Source organism: Desulfoluna sp. CLI2B (assembly GCF_056847375.1).
The window spans coordinates 4388341-4403161 of sequence record NZ_CP186557.1 but is presented as its reverse complement, the minus strand read 5'-3'; the positions used below and the strand labels follow the sequence as shown (position 1 = coordinate 4403161).

Annotated in this window: 15 protein-coding genes; 7 read left to right on the top strand and 8 right to left on the bottom strand. The window is 59.1% G+C overall.

The window, feature by feature from the left end:
- Positions 1-372 precede the first annotated feature (372 nt).
- Complete coding sequence (locus ACOYW2_RS20490) at positions 373-942, top strand: hypothetical protein (RefSeq protein WP_482767783.1); 570 nt, start codon at positions 373-375, stop codon at positions 940-942.
- A gap of 121 nt (positions 943-1063) precedes the next feature.
- Here the strand turns inward: ACOYW2_RS20490 and ACOYW2_RS20485 are convergent, their stop codons facing one another.
- The 4 genes from ACOYW2_RS20485 to ACOYW2_RS20470 all read right to left on the bottom strand — a co-directional run bounded on the left by ACOYW2_RS20485 (position 1064) and on the right by ACOYW2_RS20470 (position 4322).
- Positions 1064-1336: an anti-sigma factor family protein gene (locus ACOYW2_RS20485; protein ID WP_482767782.1), complete on the bottom strand. Its 273-nt coding sequence runs from the start codon at positions 1334-1336 to the stop codon at positions 1064-1066.
- Positions 1311-2072 (bottom strand): RNA polymerase sigma factor, encoded by a 762-nt coding sequence (locus ACOYW2_RS20480; RefSeq protein ID WP_482767781.1) that lies wholly within the window; start codon positions 2070-2072, stop codon positions 1311-1313. Before ACOYW2_RS20480 ends, ACOYW2_RS20485 begins: the two co-directional genes overlap by 26 nt.
- An 832-nt stretch (positions 2073-2904) precedes the next feature.
- Positions 2905-3348: a hypothetical protein gene (locus ACOYW2_RS20475; RefSeq protein WP_482767780.1), complete on the bottom strand. Its 444-nt coding sequence runs from the start codon at positions 3346-3348 to the stop codon at positions 2905-2907.
- On the bottom strand, positions 3345-4322 hold the full coding sequence (locus ACOYW2_RS20470; RefSeq protein WP_482767778.1) for a 4Fe-4S dicluster domain-containing protein: 978 nt from the start codon (positions 4320-4322) through the stop codon (positions 3345-3347). Before ACOYW2_RS20470 ends, ACOYW2_RS20475 begins: the two co-directional genes overlap by 4 nt.
- Before the next feature lie 426 nt (positions 4323-4748).
- Here ACOYW2_RS20470 and ACOYW2_RS20465 point away from each other — a divergent pair, with 426 nt between their 5' ends.
- The gene (locus ACOYW2_RS20465; protein ID WP_482417840.1) at positions 4749-4937 is read left to right on the top strand and encodes a hypothetical protein; all 189 of its coding nucleotides are present in this window, start codon (positions 4749-4751) and stop codon (positions 4935-4937) included.
- A gap of 172 nt (positions 4938-5109) precedes the next feature.
- Here ACOYW2_RS20465 and nifS read toward each other — a convergent pair whose 3' ends face one another.
- Positions 5110-6288 carry a cysteine desulfurase NifS gene (gene nifS / locus ACOYW2_RS20460; protein WP_482417839.1) on the bottom strand — a complete coding sequence of 393 codons (1179 nt, stop codon included), beginning with the start codon at positions 6286-6288 and terminating at the stop codon, positions 5110-5112.
- The gene (gene nifU / locus ACOYW2_RS20455; protein ID WP_482417838.1) at positions 6288-7115 is read right to left on the bottom strand and encodes a Fe-S cluster assembly protein NifU; all 828 of its coding nucleotides are present in this window, start codon (positions 7113-7115) and stop codon (positions 6288-6290) included. The genes nifS and nifU overlap by 1 nt, the downstream gene beginning before the upstream one ends.
- A gap of 488 nt (positions 7116-7603) precedes the next feature.
- Between nifU and ACOYW2_RS20450 the strand changes: the two genes are divergently transcribed.
- The 3 genes from ACOYW2_RS20450 to ACOYW2_RS20440 all read left to right on the top strand — a co-directional run bounded on the left by ACOYW2_RS20450 (position 7604) and on the right by ACOYW2_RS20440 (position 10535).
- Positions 7604-8422 carry a purine-nucleoside phosphorylase gene (locus ACOYW2_RS20450; protein WP_482417837.1) on the top strand — a complete coding sequence of 273 codons (819 nt, stop codon included), beginning with the start codon at positions 7604-7606 and terminating at the stop codon, positions 8420-8422.
- Positions 8423-8567: 145 nt separating this feature from the next.
- On the top strand, positions 8568-9872 hold the full coding sequence (locus ACOYW2_RS20445) for an amidohydrolase (RefSeq protein ID WP_482767777.1): 1305 nt from the start codon (positions 8568-8570) through the stop codon (positions 9870-9872).
- 90 nt (positions 9873-9962) lie between these two features.
- A complete protein-coding gene (locus ACOYW2_RS20440; protein ID WP_482767776.1) occupies positions 9963-10535 on the top strand; it encodes a DUF4136 domain-containing protein in 573 nt (190 codons plus the stop codon).
- A gap of 54 nt (positions 10536-10589) precedes the next feature.
- Here ACOYW2_RS20440 and ACOYW2_RS20435 read toward each other — a convergent pair whose 3' ends face one another.
- Positions 10590-12149 carry a Na+/H+ antiporter NhaC family protein gene (locus tag ACOYW2_RS20435; RefSeq protein WP_482767775.1) on the bottom strand — a complete coding sequence of 520 codons (1560 nt, stop codon included), beginning with the start codon at positions 12147-12149 and terminating at the stop codon, positions 10590-10592.
- 200 nt (positions 12150-12349) lie between these two features.
- The gene (locus ACOYW2_RS20430; protein WP_482767774.1) at positions 12350-13072 is read right to left on the bottom strand and encodes a TIGR04283 family arsenosugar biosynthesis glycosyltransferase; all 723 of its coding nucleotides are present in this window, start codon (positions 13070-13072) and stop codon (positions 12350-12352) included.
- 193 nt (positions 13073-13265) lie between these two features.
- Between ACOYW2_RS20430 and ACOYW2_RS20425 the strand changes: the two genes are divergently transcribed.
- Positions 13266-13748 (top strand): MauE/DoxX family redox-associated membrane protein, encoded by a 483-nt coding sequence (locus tag ACOYW2_RS20425; protein ID WP_482767773.1) that lies wholly within the window; start codon positions 13266-13268, stop codon positions 13746-13748.
- 96 nt (positions 13749-13844) lie between these two features.
- Positions 13845-14369, top strand: coding sequence for a rhodanese-like domain-containing protein (locus ACOYW2_RS20420; protein WP_482417831.1), 525 nt, complete (start codon positions 13845-13847; stop codon positions 14367-14369).
- Positions 14370-14821 lie beyond the last annotated feature (452 nt).

Below are 14821 nucleotides of genomic sequence, written 5' to 3'. Positions count from 1 at the left end.
GAATTTCCATCCGAATTGCAGCCCGTTATATAATACAGGTGAATCGGGAATGCCACAAAAAAGGCCCCCGTGGGACACAGCCGTCCCTCCCGGAGGGAAGAATGCGACGGATGGGCCGGGAGGGCACGGGCCGGAAAATCGATTAAACCTCCCTTGGGCGGTGTCCGATAGAATCCCTATCAGGGATAAATTTCATGACATCGTTTCCGAGATTTCCCGTGGCACAGATTGAAAAAAGTAGGCAAGACCCGGAACGACCGGCACGCCTTCAACTGCCGGTGCGTTCAGGATAAAAAGTGTTTTCGTTCACGGATGGAACAGCACGGCCCAGGCCGTGGCAATGTCCCCCTTTTCGGGGGAAAAGGAGCAAGGATGCTGATGAAGAAAGGGATGCTTTGGATGGGGCGCAGGTGCCTGGTGTGGATGGTGCTGGCTGGCATGGTGCTTGGGTGGGCCGGTCCCGTGTCCGCGGGCTGGAATCAGACCCCCGATTACATGAAGCCGTCCGACGACGTTACCTACCAGGAAGACCAGCTTTACCCCGAGGACGCGGAGCTGGACACCTATCAGGACCGATACGCCACCCCGCTTTTTTACATGCCCGATGTTTATCAGACCCACCGCATCACAGGCTACGGGGCCATTGCCCTTACCATCATGGCTGTGGCCTCGGGGGATGACTCCACCTTTCACAAGATCAGCGGGGCCAGCGCCGCCCTCTGCGGCGTGGCTGCGGGTACCTCCGGCCATATAGCCTACGGCGGGGGGATCAACTTCAGGGATGGATGGACACGTGAGAACATCCATGCAGGGGCCGGGTACCTGGCCACGGCAGCCCTGGTGCTGGCCGCAGGCCTGGGAGCCGCCGATGAAGACCACGAGACCGCAGGCGCCGTTGCCACGGCAGCCGCCGTGGTTCCCGTGGCCGTATTCGTTTTCTAAAACCGGCGAGCACCCTTCAGGTTGCCTCCGGCGGGGCTTGGAAAGGCTGTGTTAAGGCCTGTTTGTCAGATATTTTGAACGTTTGGCCCTCGGCAGGACCGCCGGGGGCTTTTTTTACGCCTTAGGGCATACTGCCGTGGGGCATGTTGTTTAGGGCCTTCCTCAGCCTTTGGGAAAACCCGGGGGGGACCGGCTCCTCCCCCACCTCTTCGCAGAATCCAACGGTCCGTTTCAGGGTCTCCAGGCACGTGGTGCAGCAGGGGGCAGTGCTTCTAGCGTGGGCACGGATCGCCTCGCAGGTGACCTCATCGGTCTCCCCGTCGATGTATTCCGAGAGTTTGGCAAACAGCTTCAGGCACGCTTCGTGATCATGGTGTGTGTGGTTGGTTGTCATGGAAATACCCCTTTAATTCTTCCCGCAGGAAGAGACGGGCGCGGTGGAGCCGCACCTTGACGTTGGCGGGCGTGATGCCCAGGATCTCGGCGGCCTCGTCTGTGGAGAATCCCTCCATGTCCCGTAAGACCAGAACCAGCCGATACTGGGGGGGCAGCTCTTTCACCGATGCCTTGAGGTGCTCCCCCAGCTCCCGGTTCAATACCTGGCGGATGGGCATGGCCGCCCATTCCGGCAGCTCCGTGTCAATGTCGGCGTGGTCAGCGGGCAGGAACTCATCAAGCGAGAGTTCCCGCTCCGGGGCGTATTTGGACCGGCGCCTCATGCGATGGCAGACACTGGTGGCGATGCGGTACATCCAGTTTTTGAACTTTGTCTCCTGCCGAAACTCTTTGATATACCGGAAGATGTTGATGAAGGTCTCCTGGGCAAGGTCTTCGGCGTCGGAGGCGTCCTTGCAGATGCGGAGCCCGAAGTTGTAGAGCTTTCCTTCGTACCGCGTCACCAGCTCTTCAAATCTCTCTGCGGCCCCGTTCTGGATGGCCGTGATGAGCTCCGTATCCTGGTCCGTGATGTCAGGCACCCGGTTTGCGTCCCTTCCCATTGGTGTCGAACCTCTTCCTTCACATGGCACAGGTTGCTCATCAGGCATGTGATCCCCATTCTCAGGCAGGATCCAGACCTGGAGGGCGATCCAGATCACGACGATGAGTCCCATGGCAAGCAGTGCGTTCATGATGATACTCCTTCTTTTAAGGGGCAAAGTCCCCGTGCCCTGATATTTCATGAGAAAACAACCATCAGAAAGGAAAATGATATGATTTCGGATGGCTACAAAAAAAGTGTCAGCTGTTTTTAGAATGTAAAATGTAAATCAGCGTTTGCTGTTTGATTTTCTCACCCTTCGGGCGAGCCGAGTGCACCCATCTTCTGCGTTATCAGAGCTTTGAGGTAAACCACTACATCTGCAGCTCTGATGCCTTGAATATGGGTGCACCCGACTCGTGAAATATCCGGGCTTGGTGTTTCATGGTTCAGATTATCGCAAAGTCCGGACGTTGGACAGCGAATAAACGTAACGATTCAGTTTGTCTTCTATAATTAAAGTGACCGGCAAAAAGCGTGCCTCCGGCGGCGAGGTGAGTCACCTCGAAAACTGATTGCGCGTGCGCATTTTCCTTCGTTCCTCAGGAAAATGCGCACGCGCCTTCGGCTCGGGCTTCGCCCGACATAAACGCCGATGGTTTATGCGGGTTGGCTCACAAGCTTCGACGTAACAGGATACGTTGTTGCAACTTGTCCATTGTGGATTTAACCGCACTGCCGGCGGCCAAGGGTTGTGCCTCTACGACCTTTTTATCAAACCTTCTGTATCGTGTTTTTAGAAGAATGAAATGGGCCTCTCCTGCAAAGACGGTTGCCAGATGTCACACATCACGCGAATGCCCCGAAACCTGTCGCGAAATGGTTGCCTTCATGCATTCGCCATAGGGTTTCAAGGTGCCCCCACCTTGCCGCCGGAGGCCTGCTTTTTAAACCGGTTTTAACCATAGAAGGCATTTTCTCCGTTATCCTTCGGCGGACCTGATCCATCCCGTGCCTTTGATGGCGGCCACAAGGGCGGCAACACCCAAGGCAAAGGCCCCGAAAAGGTGGATGAGGTCCAGGGTGGTGATGGCAGCCGCCGGCATGTAGACCCCTTTAAGGTTTTTGATCACCAGAAGGCCCCCCGAGGCGATGATGGCCGCATATAAGCCTGTTTTCACCCGTGCGGCGGGGGTGAGGGGGCCGCCTTTTTCCAGGAGGTGCGTGGTGACGAGCCAGGCGGCCATGGCCAGGAAGAGGGCGGCGGTGAGGTAGTGGACGGCCAGGGTGATATGGAACTCTGCCAGCCAGCCGAAGCCCGGGATGTCGGCGATGTAGTACCGCTTGAAGATGGGCATGTGGCCCACGCCGCTTAAGGCAAGAAAGAGCATGTTGACCCGAAAGAGGGTGCGGAACAATGGGTTCATGGGGCTTTCTCCTCCTTTGCGGCTTTTTTGAGCTTCAGAAAGACGCGCCCTGCGGCCGCTGCAAAGCCCGCCAGGGGGGCCAGGAGCATGGCCGCCCCCGCGTTTTCCGCCAGGGCCATGCTGTTGCCGTGGGGGGCGAGGTCGGGCAGGCCCGGGCCCTGGTCCACGGCGCTGTTCAGGGTCTCAAAGGGGACGGGGGAGACGTAGAGGGTGGTGGTCCCCCCGTTTTCGTCCAGGCCGTAGATGTACCCGTTCATCTCCTTTGCAAGGGCCCTGGCCTTTGCGATCATTTCGTCCCTTGGTCCGATGCTCTGTACCCCTTCGGGGCAGGCCTCGATGCAGGCGGGCTCTTTTCCGTCTTTGAGCCGGGTGTGGCAGCGGTCGCACTTGTACATCACCCCGTTCCCGGCAAGGGAGGGCAAAAGATTCAGGTAGGGCCCGACCCCGGTCTGGCGCTGGGGGATGTGCCAGGGGCAGGCTTTGCGGCATTTGGCGCCCCCTAGGCAGAGGGCGTCGTTGATGTGGGAGAGCCCGTTTTTTTCTTGGACCGCCGCGCCCCAGGGGCAGAGCTTTACGCAGGGCGGGTTGATGCAGTGCATGCAGCGCCTGGGGATGTAAAGGGTCTGCTCTTCGCCGTTTACGGTGACCTCGGCCTCCTGGATGGTGAGCCAGTTGTACGGGCTGAGGCGCCCCTCCTCATCCTGTTCATCGCTGAAGTCCTCCACCGGCACGCGGCTGGGATGCATGGCGGGAAAGGGCTTTTGGGGCTGGGGAAAGTCCTCTTCGTGGGCCTCTTTGCAGGCCATGACACATTCACCGCATCCCACGCACCTGGAAAGGTCCAGCAGGGTGGTGAGGTAGCCCTCGGGGTCTGCGGCCTCAGCCCGTGCGGGCAGGGCTGCTGCCGTTACCGCCGTGGCTGCGCTGGCAACGCTCCCCTTGAGAAACGCGCGTCGTGATAAAGTCGGGTTCATGGGTGTCCTTCATGTACGGGGTTCACCGGGTTGGGCACACAAGCCTCCGGGCAAATCCCCGGAGACGTCGCCATTCATGGTCCATGCCCTTAAAGAGACGCTTTCAGGAAAAGGGTTACAACATGTGCATCCCTTTGACAGGATTTTTCTATCGTCGTAGTATAGTAGCAGGTGACACGGACATGGATGCGCCGCCTCACCCCTTGCTTTCACTCTCCATGAGTGCCTTTTCCCTTTCTCTCTCTTTTTCCGTTTGATTTCCGGCCGCGATGTTTTTTTGATCTCTTCCATGTCCGTCACCGGCCCACGACCAACGAGGGGCGGCAGCGGTGCACAGGTGCCCACCCGAGGCAAATGCACTGTCGCTCCGGTACCCCCGGTTGCATGGTGATGAAGGTCTTTCGTGCACGGGAAAGGGGGAATGGGATGAAACACAAACAGACGATGGTCAACCGCTCCGCCCAGGACAGGCGTCGCGTGGAATCCGGCACGTGGAAGGGTGTTGAGCGCAGGACGCAAGAGGAGAAGCGGGAGCAGTGGCAGCGCGTCGGTAAATGGCGCAGCAAGCACAAGCCGGTCACCACGATCGACCTCTCCCACAATGCCCTGCTGTGATCCTTGGGGGCCTGGCTGGCCGGGTCCTTGAAACCCAGTTTCCCTGACGCCTTGGAAGGTCTCCTGAAGGTGGCCGCCGGGCGTCAGGTGACCGTCGCAACCAAAAAAACCGCCCCCCGAATACGGGGGGCGGTTTTTTATGACGGGCGTTTTGTGGACATTCCCGTTTTGATCAGGCTTTGGCTGCCATGGCTTCTGCCCAGAAGGGGGACATCTGGCGCAGGGTGTTGATGATGCCGGGCAGGCACTCAAGGACGGTGTCGATGTCCTCGTCGGTGTTGTCGATGGACAACGAGAACCGGATGGTGCCGTGGGCAGCGGTAAAGGGCACGCCCATGGCCCTCAGCACGTGGGAGGGCTCCAGGGAGCCTGAGGTGCAGGCCGATCCCGAAGAAGCACAGATCCCGAACTCGTTCATCATCAGGAGGATGGCTTCGCCTTCCACATACTCGAAGCTGATGCTGCAGGTGTTGGGCAGGCGGTTATCCAGGTCCCCGTTGACAAAGCTGTTGGGGATGGTTTCAAGAAGGCCTTTTTCAAGGCGGTCCCGAAGGGCCTTGACCCGGGTGTTCTCCTCTTCCATCTTTTCTGCGGCAAGCTCGCAGGCGCGGCCCAGGGCCACGATGGATGAGTGGTTCTCGGTGCCGGCACGACGTCCCTTTTCCTGGTGGCCGCCCATGAGGAAAGGGGCGAACTTGGTGCCCTTGCGGATGTAAAGGGCGCCCACGCCCTTGGGGGCATGGAGCTTGTGGCCGGACAGGGAGAGCATATCAATGGCCGAGTCGGCCATGTCGATGTCGATTTTCCCCACAGCCTGCACCGCATCGGTGTGGAAGACTGCCGCGCCCAATGATTTCACCTTTTTGGCGATCTCTTCCACGGGGAAGATGGTGCCGGTCTCGTTGTTGGCCCACATGATGCTGACAATGGCGGTCTCTTCGGAGACGGCCGCGTACAGCGCCTTGAGGTCGAGGCAGCCCTTTTTGTCCACGGGGACGAAGGTAACGCGGTAGCCCTTTTTCTCCAGATACTCGCAGTAGCTCAGGACCGCGGGGTGCTCCACCATGGTGGTGATGATGTGCTTTCGGTCGGGGTAAGCCACCAGGGCCGCGTTGATGGCGGTGGAGTCGCTCTCGGTGCCGCAGCTGGTGAAGAGGATCTCTTCCGGCTGGGCGCCCAGGAGGGCTGCCACGCGCCGGCGGGCAAGGTTCAGGGGCTCACCGGCTTCGGCGCCCTTGTGGTGCATGGATGAGGGGTTGCCGTATACATCCCGCAGGCAGGGGATCATCTCTTCGAGGACTTCGTCGGCCACTCGGGTGGTTGCGTTGTTGTCAAGATATACGGTGCGCATTACTTCACCTCCTCCACCACGAGTTCCGAGGTCACCAGCTCCCGGAGCTTGGCTTCCACATGGTTTTTCAGCGTAATCTGGGACTTGCTGCAGGAGGCGCAGGAGCCCTGGAGGCGGACGTAGACCTTGTCGCCCACCACGTCCACAAGCTCGATGTCACCCCTGTCTTTCTGGAGGGTGGGTTTGATCTCACGCTCCAGGGTGCTTTCGATGAGCTTGATCTTCTGCATGTTGCTCATGCGCACGGGCTTGATGATCTCCATGGGCGCATCACCCTTGATCTTGTGGATGATGGCTTCAATGTCGTCGTGGCATTTGCCGCAGCCGCCGCCAGCCTTGAGGTGGTTGATCACCTGATCGATGGTGGTCAGGCCGTCTTCTTTCACCGCGCGCTCGATCTCGAGGTCGGTGACCCCGAAGCATTCACAGACCACGTTGCCCTGGGTCTCTTTCACCACCTCGCCACGGTAGTCGGCAATGGCGCGCTCCAGGCCGTCGCGGCCCATGACGGAGCAGTGGATCTTTTCTTTGGGAAGCCCACCCAGGAACTCGGCGATGTCGTCGTTGGTGATCTTGGTTGCTTCGTCCAGGGTCAGGCCTTTGACCATTTCGGTCAGTGCCGAAGAGGAGGCGATGGCGCTTGCGCATCCAAAGGTCTGAAATTTAGCGTCTTCAATGATATCGTTCTCGCCCACGCGAATGGTGAGTTTCAGTGCGTCACCGCAGGAGAGGGACCCCACTTCACCGACACCGCTGGCGTTTTCAATCACGCCGACGTTTCTGGGGTTCAGAAAGTGCTCCCTGACCTTTTCCGTATAATCCCACATGGTATTCTCCCGTTAAGCATAATATATGGCCTCGCATCCACCCGGCGGTTCACGAATGCTTGCAGCCGGGTGCTGCCGACATTTCGAAAGTCCATGATGTCCCGACGAGGCGTTGTTGCCTTGAGCATTTTCGGCTGGCCGTCACAGGGCGCCTGGGTTGGAATTTTTGAAGGGCCGTATGATTTTTGGGGCTGCCGAACGTTTTTCAATGAAGATAAGAATCAACCACGATTGGTCAACCCTTTCAAGGATAAAATCGATAAAAACGATTCCCGGTGCCAGAAAAGAATCGTCTGGAAAGCCCCTGTACGCCGGTCCGCAGCGTGCCGCATCCCGGGGCCGAAGGAGCAAGGGGCTTGAAAAGCGGGGATGCTCTTGACAAGCCTTTCGCCCCCAAGGGATAGTAGATGGCGACATCAGCAAAACGATATCTTTTTTGTTCCATCATGAAGCATACCTGAGTCCACCGTTCATACAAGGGAGCGCCCATGGATGAGAGCACCGCACGACTGACCGAGGCCGCGGCACATATTCGGAGCCGCTGGCCAAAGACCCCCGACATCCTGATCATGGCAGGTACCGGCCTGTCCGACTGCACCGGGTTTGTCTCGGAAGAGGCTTCCCTGATGTACGGGGAGATCCCCGGGTTTCCCCTGGCCACCGTTGAGAGCCACGCCGGGTGCCTTCTTTGCGGCGATGCGTCCGGTACCCCCGTGATGGTGATGCAGGGGCGCTTTCATCTGTACGAGGGCTACACAGCCCGTGAGGTGACCTTTCCCATTCGGGTGGCCCGAGCCTTGGGGGCCCGGACCCTCATCGTCACCAACGCCGCCGGTGGTCTCAACCCTACCTTTAAAGAGGGGAGCCTCATGGTGATACGGGACCACCTGAACCTCACCGGTGAAAATCCCCTGGTGGGTCCCAACAACGATGACTGGGGCCTCCGTTTTCCTTCCATGATCCATGCCTACAACCGAGACCTCTCCGATGCAGCCTTTGCCATGGCCCGCGACCTGGATGTGCCGGTGTGCCAGGGGGTCTATGCGGGCCTTATGGGCCCCAGCCTTGAAACCCCGGCCGAGATGCGCTGGCTACGGACCATTGGGGCGGACTGTGTGGGGTTTTCCACGGTCATGGAGGTGATCGCCGCGACCCATGCGGGGATGAGTACCCTGGGCCTCTCCCTCATCACCAACATCAACGATCCGGACAACCCGGAAGAGGCCACCGTGGAAAAGGTGCTGGCCGTGGCAGAGAAGGCACGGCCGGGGTTTGAGATGGTGTTGAAACAGGTCATAGGTCAATAGGTAATAGGTAATAGGTGAATAGTGAGTAGGGAGTAGGGAGTAGGGAGTAGGGAGCAGGGAGCAGGGGATAGGGCGTGGCCGGGTGGGGAACGGCAGGGATGCCGTTTGATCATAGAAGCGATTCTTTATTGAAAGGGACGGAGCGATGACCAGAGGGACGACGTTAATCAAGGGCGGGTGGGTGCTCCCCATGACGGACCGCGAGGTTTACGACGGGGGCGCTGTGCTGGTGAAAGACGGGGTGGTGGGGGCTGTGTTCCGGGCGGGGGACGCGCTCCCCGAGGCCGAGACCGTGGTGAATGCAACAGGCTGCGTGGTGATGCCCGGCCTGGTGAACACCCACTGCCACAGCCCCATGTCCCTGTTCCGGGGGCTGGCCGACGACATGCCCCTGGCCTCATGGCTCAACGAGCATATCTTCCCGGCCGAAGCCGCCCACATCAACCCGGAGACGGTGCGGGCAGGGGCCCTGCTCTCCTGCGCGGAGATGCTCTTGTCCGGCACCACCACGGTGTGTGACGGCTATTTTTACGAAGAGGAGGTGGCAGAAGCCGTGGTGGAGACCGGGATGCGCGGGGTGCTGGCCCATGGCGTCATCGATTTTCCCGCGCCCGGGGTGCCCGACCCTTCTGTGAACGTGGAAAAAGCCGCCGCCTTTGTGGAGGCGTGGAAGGACCGTTTTTCCCTTATCACCCCGTCCATCTTCTGCCACACCCCCTACACCTGCAGCGAAAAGACCCTGTCCGCGGCCAAGGAGGCCTGCCGCCTTTTGGGCGTGTTGTTCCAGATCCACGTGGCAGAAACCGAAGACGAGGTGCAGCGCCTGAAAGAGGAACGGGGGATTTCTCCGTATCAACTCCTGGACGACCTCCACATCCTGGACGAGGCAACCCTGCTCATCCATAACGTCTGGATGAACAACGGGGACATGGACCTTGTGGCACGCCGCGGTGCCGCCGCCTCCCACAACCCGGGGAGCAACACCAAGCTCGCCTCGGGGCTCTGCCCGGCCCAGGCCCTCATGGACAAAGGGATCCACGTGGGCCTGGGAACCGACGGCGCGGCCAGCAACAACAACCTGGACCTCTTCAACGACATGCAGGTGACGGCCAAGCTCCACAAGGCATACAGTCTGGACCCCGTGGCCATGGACGCCTGGACCGTCCTGGAGATGGCCACCCGGGAAGGGGCCAAGGCCATTGGCCTGGGGGGGAGTATCGGCAGCCTTCTTCCCGGCAAGCGCGCGGACATTATCCTGGTGGACATGAACAAACCCCACCTCACCCCCACCCACAACCCCGTCTCCCACCTTGTGTATGCCGCCTCAGGGGCCGATGTGCGGGACGTTTTTGTGGAGGGCAGGCAGGTGGTGAAAGAGGGCAGGCTCCTTACCGTGGACGTGGACTCCGTGATGGCTGAGGTCAATCGGATCGCCGCATCCATGGGGTGATCTTTCAGGGAACCGCATGGTTTGACCGTCTGATACGTTGTTGTTGATAAATTGTTACCCTGAAACAATGCAATCAATTTAAGGTGGACCATGAAGAAGATCTGGTTTGGATTTGTGGGGCTGGTGCTGCTTGCGGGCTGTGCATCCCTGTCTGGAAACGAGCCCAGGACCGTGAGCAAGCTGGTGATCGGAGACCTGGGCCTGGTGGCCCCTCCGGCACGTGCTTTTGCCATCTATCCGGTGGGCAATGCCGCCTACCTTGGCTCCGGATCCGGTGCAGAGATGCTTGTGGGCATGACGCGGGATGCCATCCGCAGGACCATGGAAGGCAAAGGCTACGTGCTGGTGGCGATGTCTGCGGAACCCGATTTCATCATCGGCTTCGGCCTGGGGATGGAGTCGAAGATTACCGATGAGGATATTTTTCGGAAAACCGGCATGGTGGCAGGGCTTTCCACCGAAGGGATCAACCAGTCGGCCTTTCAAAAAGGCTCCATCCTGGTGGCCATGTTCAGGCCGGGAGACAAAGAGCCTGCCTGGCGGACCCTGGCCCAGGGCATGGCAGACATGAAAAAAGCGAATGCCGCCCGGAAAGAGGCCATTGACGCCCTGGTGGCGGACATGCTGAGTCCCGTCCCCCCGGCAGGCAAGGAAACGCATTAAAGGGGACGGAGCCTTTGCACCGTCCCCCCTGCCCGCCGGAGTTTCGTTGTTTCCTTACTCCCGGGCCGCGGCAGGCTCTGCGGTGAGCCGCTCCACATCCTCAACGGTGGTGTTGGGGATATGGACGCCGTTTCGTTTGGAGAGGATCACCAGGGAGACTACCAGGGTGGCCATGGCCAGGAGCAGGCAGAGGGCGCTGCCCGTGATGCCCGCAAGCAGGTAGGCCACGAGGCTCACAGTGCCGTTGAGCAGGGCGTAAGGCAGCTGGGTCTCCACGTGATCGATGTGATCGCATCCGGCCCCGGTGGAGGAGAGGATGGTGGTGTCGGAGATGGGAGAGCAGTGGTCTCCGAAGAGCCCGCCGGAGAGGACCGCCCCGATGCAGGCGTGGAGGGGTGCACCCAGGGTTTCCGACATGGGGATGACCAGGGGCATGAGGATGGCAAAGGTCCCCCAGGACGAGCCCGTTGCAAAGGACATGATCCCACCGATCAGAAAGACCACGGCAGGCACGCCCCAGGCGGGCAGGGTGCCGTGGGTCACCTCGATGATGTAGTTTGCCGTTCCCATGTGTTTCCCCACAGCCCCCAGGGACCAGGCCAGCACGAGAATCACCGCCACGTTCATCATCTTGTTCATCCCGGAAAAATAGATATCGAAGCTCTCGCCCAGGGTTTTCACCTTATGAAAGACCATCAGGGAGATGATGGTGATGGCGGCAAAGAGGTACCCGGTGCTCAGGGCCGTGCGAAAGGTGCTGCCCGGGACCTTTTTCAGGGGAAATCCCAAGGGACCCAGGATGCCGAAGAGGGTGACGAAGAGGACGATGAGGGGGAGCCAGATGAGGATGGCCTTGCTGTTGGCGTTCCGCTCATCGTTGGCGTGCCTCAGGGGCTTGGAGTGGGGCCAGTAGCGCTCCCCGGTGTCGATGGTTCGTTTCTCGGCCCGGGCCATGGCGCTGAACTCATAGCCGGTGAACGCCACCACCGGCACCATGATGACCGCCAGGATCGGATAGAACTGAAAAGGAATGGCCTTGATAAAGGCGGTCCAGTCGGATTCGGCGATGCCCAGGGCTGTGAACTCCTTCTGGATGAGGCCCATGACGTAGACCCCCCAGCCGATGAAGGGAACGAGGACGGCAATGGGGGAGGCTGTGGAGTCGATGATCCAGGCCAGTTTCTCCCGGGAGACCCTCAGCTTGTCGAAGAGGGGTTCGGAGATGGGACCCACGATGAGGGGCGTTCCGAGGTCCGAGAAAAAGACGATGATTCCCCCCAGCCAGGCGGAGAGCTGCACCTTGAACCGGTTGTTGACGATCTCCGTCATCTTCAGGGCAAAGGCGGCAGCCCCGCCTGATTTTTCCATGAGCCCCACAAATCCCCCGATAAAAACCAGGAGAACCAGGACGCCCGCGTTGTAGCTGTCGGCGACCTGGGCAAAGAGATAGGATTTGATCATGGTGGTGACAGCCGTGACGGGATGACCTCCTGAGAGGATGAGAACCCCTGTGAGGACGCCTGCAAAGAGTGCCGGAATGACGTTTTTGAGCTTGATTGCGATGATGATTGCCAGCACAACCGGCAGAATCGAGACGATACCCATGTGTTCCATAGAAGAATCCTTAAAGACTGTCAGTGAATAATTTTAACTTATTTTCACTGTGCAGATAGGAGGAATCCACCGGTTTGTCAAGGGGGGATGGGCCTAAATAACTGAGGCGTCCGGCAATGTGCCGAACGCCTCAACGTTTTTTCTTTAGTAGGAAAATAGGAACTGATCTTCTGTCTGATACAGCAGATATGAAATCTTCGTCAGGCGCTGTAGTACTTTTTGTGGTACCAGCCTCCGTCACCGGGGGGACGGCCCATTTTCCGTCTGATGAGATAGGCAAAGAAAAGGAAGAGGACACGGGTGACGCCTTGAGTGAAGGGGGTTGCTTCCCAACGCCTGGGGGAGACAGTGACCCGTTGGGGGAGAAGCACCGGCTTTCCTGCGCGCTTCATCATCAGGGAGAGCTCCACATCCTCCATGAGCTTCATGGGGGGAAATCCCCCTGCCCCATCAAGGACTGACCTTACGAACTGACACTGGTCGCCGAAGCTGATGCCCGTGGTGTGGCAGCGCAGGTGATTTAACCCTGTGATGAGACGGGTGCGGGCCGTGGCAGGGGAAAACCCCATGGAGAAGGCGCCGCCGGGAACGGCGCTGTGGGCAAGGATCTTCCGGATGGCCTCGGCACCGTGGGCCGGAAAGCGGGCATCGGCATGGAGCACCACCAATACATCCCCGCTGCAGGTGGCCCACGCCTCGGCGATCTGCAAGCCCCGGCCCTTACGTGCGCACCTCACCACCCGGGCCCCGGCAGCCTCTGCCAGGATGCAGGTGGCATCCGTGGATCCTGCGTCGGCCACCACGATTTCCAGAAAGGGCCCGTCCATGGCAAGGCTTTCCACGGCTTCAGTGATTCCGGCCTCTTCGTTGAGGGTGGGGATGATGGCGGTCAGTGTGGGAAAGGGGGCTGGGTGCGTTTTCATGGGGAAAGTGTGCCACAGATGGACGGGGAGTGCCAGGGTGGTTTTGCCCTCACGGCGTGGTGGGGCCGTATTGAAATCGTAAATGGTTTTTCCGCATGCCATCAATACAAACGATTGGTTTTTTTACTCACTGCCCGATATATGCAACACCATTGAAATCGGTCGAAAAAGCACGGTGATGGCAGGGGGAACCATGGCATATGTTTTGAAAAACAGATGGGTTTACAGGGGACTCCGGTTTCTGGTGGCCGGAATTTTTCTGTGGTCCGGTGCGGGAAAGCTCATGGACCCGGCCGCTTTTACCGTGGTGATCGATGCCTTTGGACTTCTTCCCGAGGGGTTCTCCGGCCTGGTGGCCGTGGTGTTGCCCGTGGTGGAAGTGGTGGCGGGCCTGGCCCTGATTTTCGATATGCGGGGGGCCTTGGAGACCCTGTTTGTGCTTCTGCTGTTTTTCATGGCGATCCTCGGCTACGGGATCTACCTCGGCCTCGATATCGATTGCGGATGCTTTGGCCCGGAAGATCCTGAGGCGCGGGCCTTTGGCGGACTTCGCACAGCCCTTTACCGGGATGTTTTCTTTTGCGGTCTACTGCTCTCATCCGCCGTGAGCCGACGATTGAGGCGCGGTGCGGATCAACGTGTCGATGTCCAGGGACTTGACCCTCGAATGGCATGACAGCGCATCCCGTCGGTTGATTTGCGGATTGAGCAGTCCTTTTTGTGTGTTTGGATTTATGCGGTTTTTGAAACGGTTTTTTTAAGGAGAATGACGATGAAACGATTTTCTGCGGTGATTGCGGTGGGCCTGACCCTTCTGCTGGCCGGCAATGTGTTCGCTTTCGGCAAGAGCAAATTTGAAAAAGAGGTGGAAAAAGAGACCGGCGCCGTCAAGCTCGTGCGCGAGATCCAGCGCGGCGGCTACGACCTGGTGACCACCGCCGAGTTGAAGAAGATGATCGATGAGAACAAAGAGATGGTCATCGTGGACACCATGCCCTATGAAGCCAGCTACAAAAAGGCCCACGTTCCCGGCGCCGTGCAGTTCCTCTTCCCCATCCCCGACATGAACACCTGGAACAACGATGAGACCGCCGGTAAAACCCAGGCCGAATACGAAGCCCTCCTCGGCGCAGACAAAGAGAAAACCATCATCGTCTACTGCGGGTTTGTCAAATGCACCCGAAGCCACAACGGTGCGGTCTGGGCCAAGAAACTCGGCTACAAGAACGTCTACCGCTACAGCGGTGGCATCTACGCCTGGAAAGGCGCAGGCTACAAAGCCGAGAAGGTCGATTAAGACCGCCTAATTCCCTTTCTTCCAGGTCCTCCACCTGAAACATGAAACACCCCTGAACCGTGTCAGCCGGTTCAGGGGTGTTTTTGTTTGGTAAGTGTACATCCCAAAAAGCACAGCCTTCTGATGGTCAACGTGGGCGAAAAAAGCGTGCCTCCGGCGGCCAGGGAATAAATCCCCTGGACCCCAGGTTTCTGAAAGAATTTGCCCCTCGTTCCTCGGGCAAACCACATCCGCCTTTCAAGGAAGTCTTACCTTGATTATCGTTCGGCCATCGGCCTGTTTTCATCCCCACCCCCCGGACACCCTTGTTCCCAGGCTCCGCCTGGGAATGTTTTTCGAAAGGCTCTGCCTCCATGTGTGATGTCTCCGAAACCTGTGAAGCCCGTCAGCGAATGTGACGGGGCGAGGTACGAGCCCCGGAGCATTCGCACCTTGCTTTCGAGGTGGCACAC

Excerpts from the sequence above, each read along its gene's own strand:
- ACOYW2_RS20490 (WP_482767783.1), top strand. The coding sequence starts at position 373 with ATGCTGATGAAGAAAGGGATGCTTTGGATGGGGCGCAGGTGCCTGGTG.
- ACOYW2_RS20485 (WP_482767782.1), bottom strand. The coding sequence starts at position 1,336 with ATGACAACCAACCACACACACCATGATCACGAAGCGTGCCTGAAGCTG.
- ACOYW2_RS20480 (WP_482767781.1), bottom strand. The coding sequence starts at position 2,072 with ATGAACGCACTGCTTGCCATGGGACTCATCGTCGTGATCTGGATCGCC.
- ACOYW2_RS20475 (WP_482767780.1), bottom strand. The coding sequence starts at position 3,348 with ATGAACCCATTGTTCCGCACCCTCTTTCGGGTCAACATGCTCTTTCTT.
- ACOYW2_RS20470 (WP_482767778.1), bottom strand. The coding sequence starts at position 4,322 with ATGAACCCGACTTTATCACGACGCGCGTTTCTCAAGGGGAGCGTTGCC.
- ACOYW2_RS20465 (WP_482417840.1), top strand. The coding sequence starts at position 4,749 with ATGAAACACAAACAGACGATGGTCAACCGCTCCGCCCAGGACAGGCGT.
- nifS (WP_482417839.1), bottom strand. The coding sequence starts at position 6,288 with ATGCGCACCGTATATCTTGACAACAACGCAACCACCCGAGTGGCCGAC.
- nifU (WP_482417838.1), bottom strand. The coding sequence starts at position 7,115 with ATGTGGGATTATACGGAAAAGGTCAGGGAGCACTTTCTGAACCCCAGA.
- ACOYW2_RS20450 (WP_482417837.1), top strand. The coding sequence starts at position 7,604 with ATGGATGAGAGCACCGCACGACTGACCGAGGCCGCGGCACATATTCGG.
- ACOYW2_RS20445 (WP_482767777.1), top strand. The coding sequence starts at position 8,568 with ATGACCAGAGGGACGACGTTAATCAAGGGCGGGTGGGTGCTCCCCATG.
- ACOYW2_RS20440 (WP_482767776.1), top strand. The coding sequence starts at position 9,963 with ATGAAGAAGATCTGGTTTGGATTTGTGGGGCTGGTGCTGCTTGCGGGC.
- ACOYW2_RS20435 (WP_482767775.1), bottom strand. The coding sequence starts at position 12,149 with ATGGAACACATGGGTATCGTCTCGATTCTGCCGGTTGTGCTGGCAATC.
- ACOYW2_RS20430 (WP_482767774.1), bottom strand. The coding sequence starts at position 13,072 with ATGAAAACGCACCCAGCCCCCTTTCCCACACTGACCGCCATCATCCCC.
- ACOYW2_RS20425 (WP_482767773.1), top strand. The coding sequence starts at position 13,266 with ATGGCATATGTTTTGAAAAACAGATGGGTTTACAGGGGACTCCGGTTT.
- ACOYW2_RS20420 (WP_482417831.1), top strand. The coding sequence starts at position 13,845 with ATGAAACGATTTTCTGCGGTGATTGCGGTGGGCCTGACCCTTCTGCTG.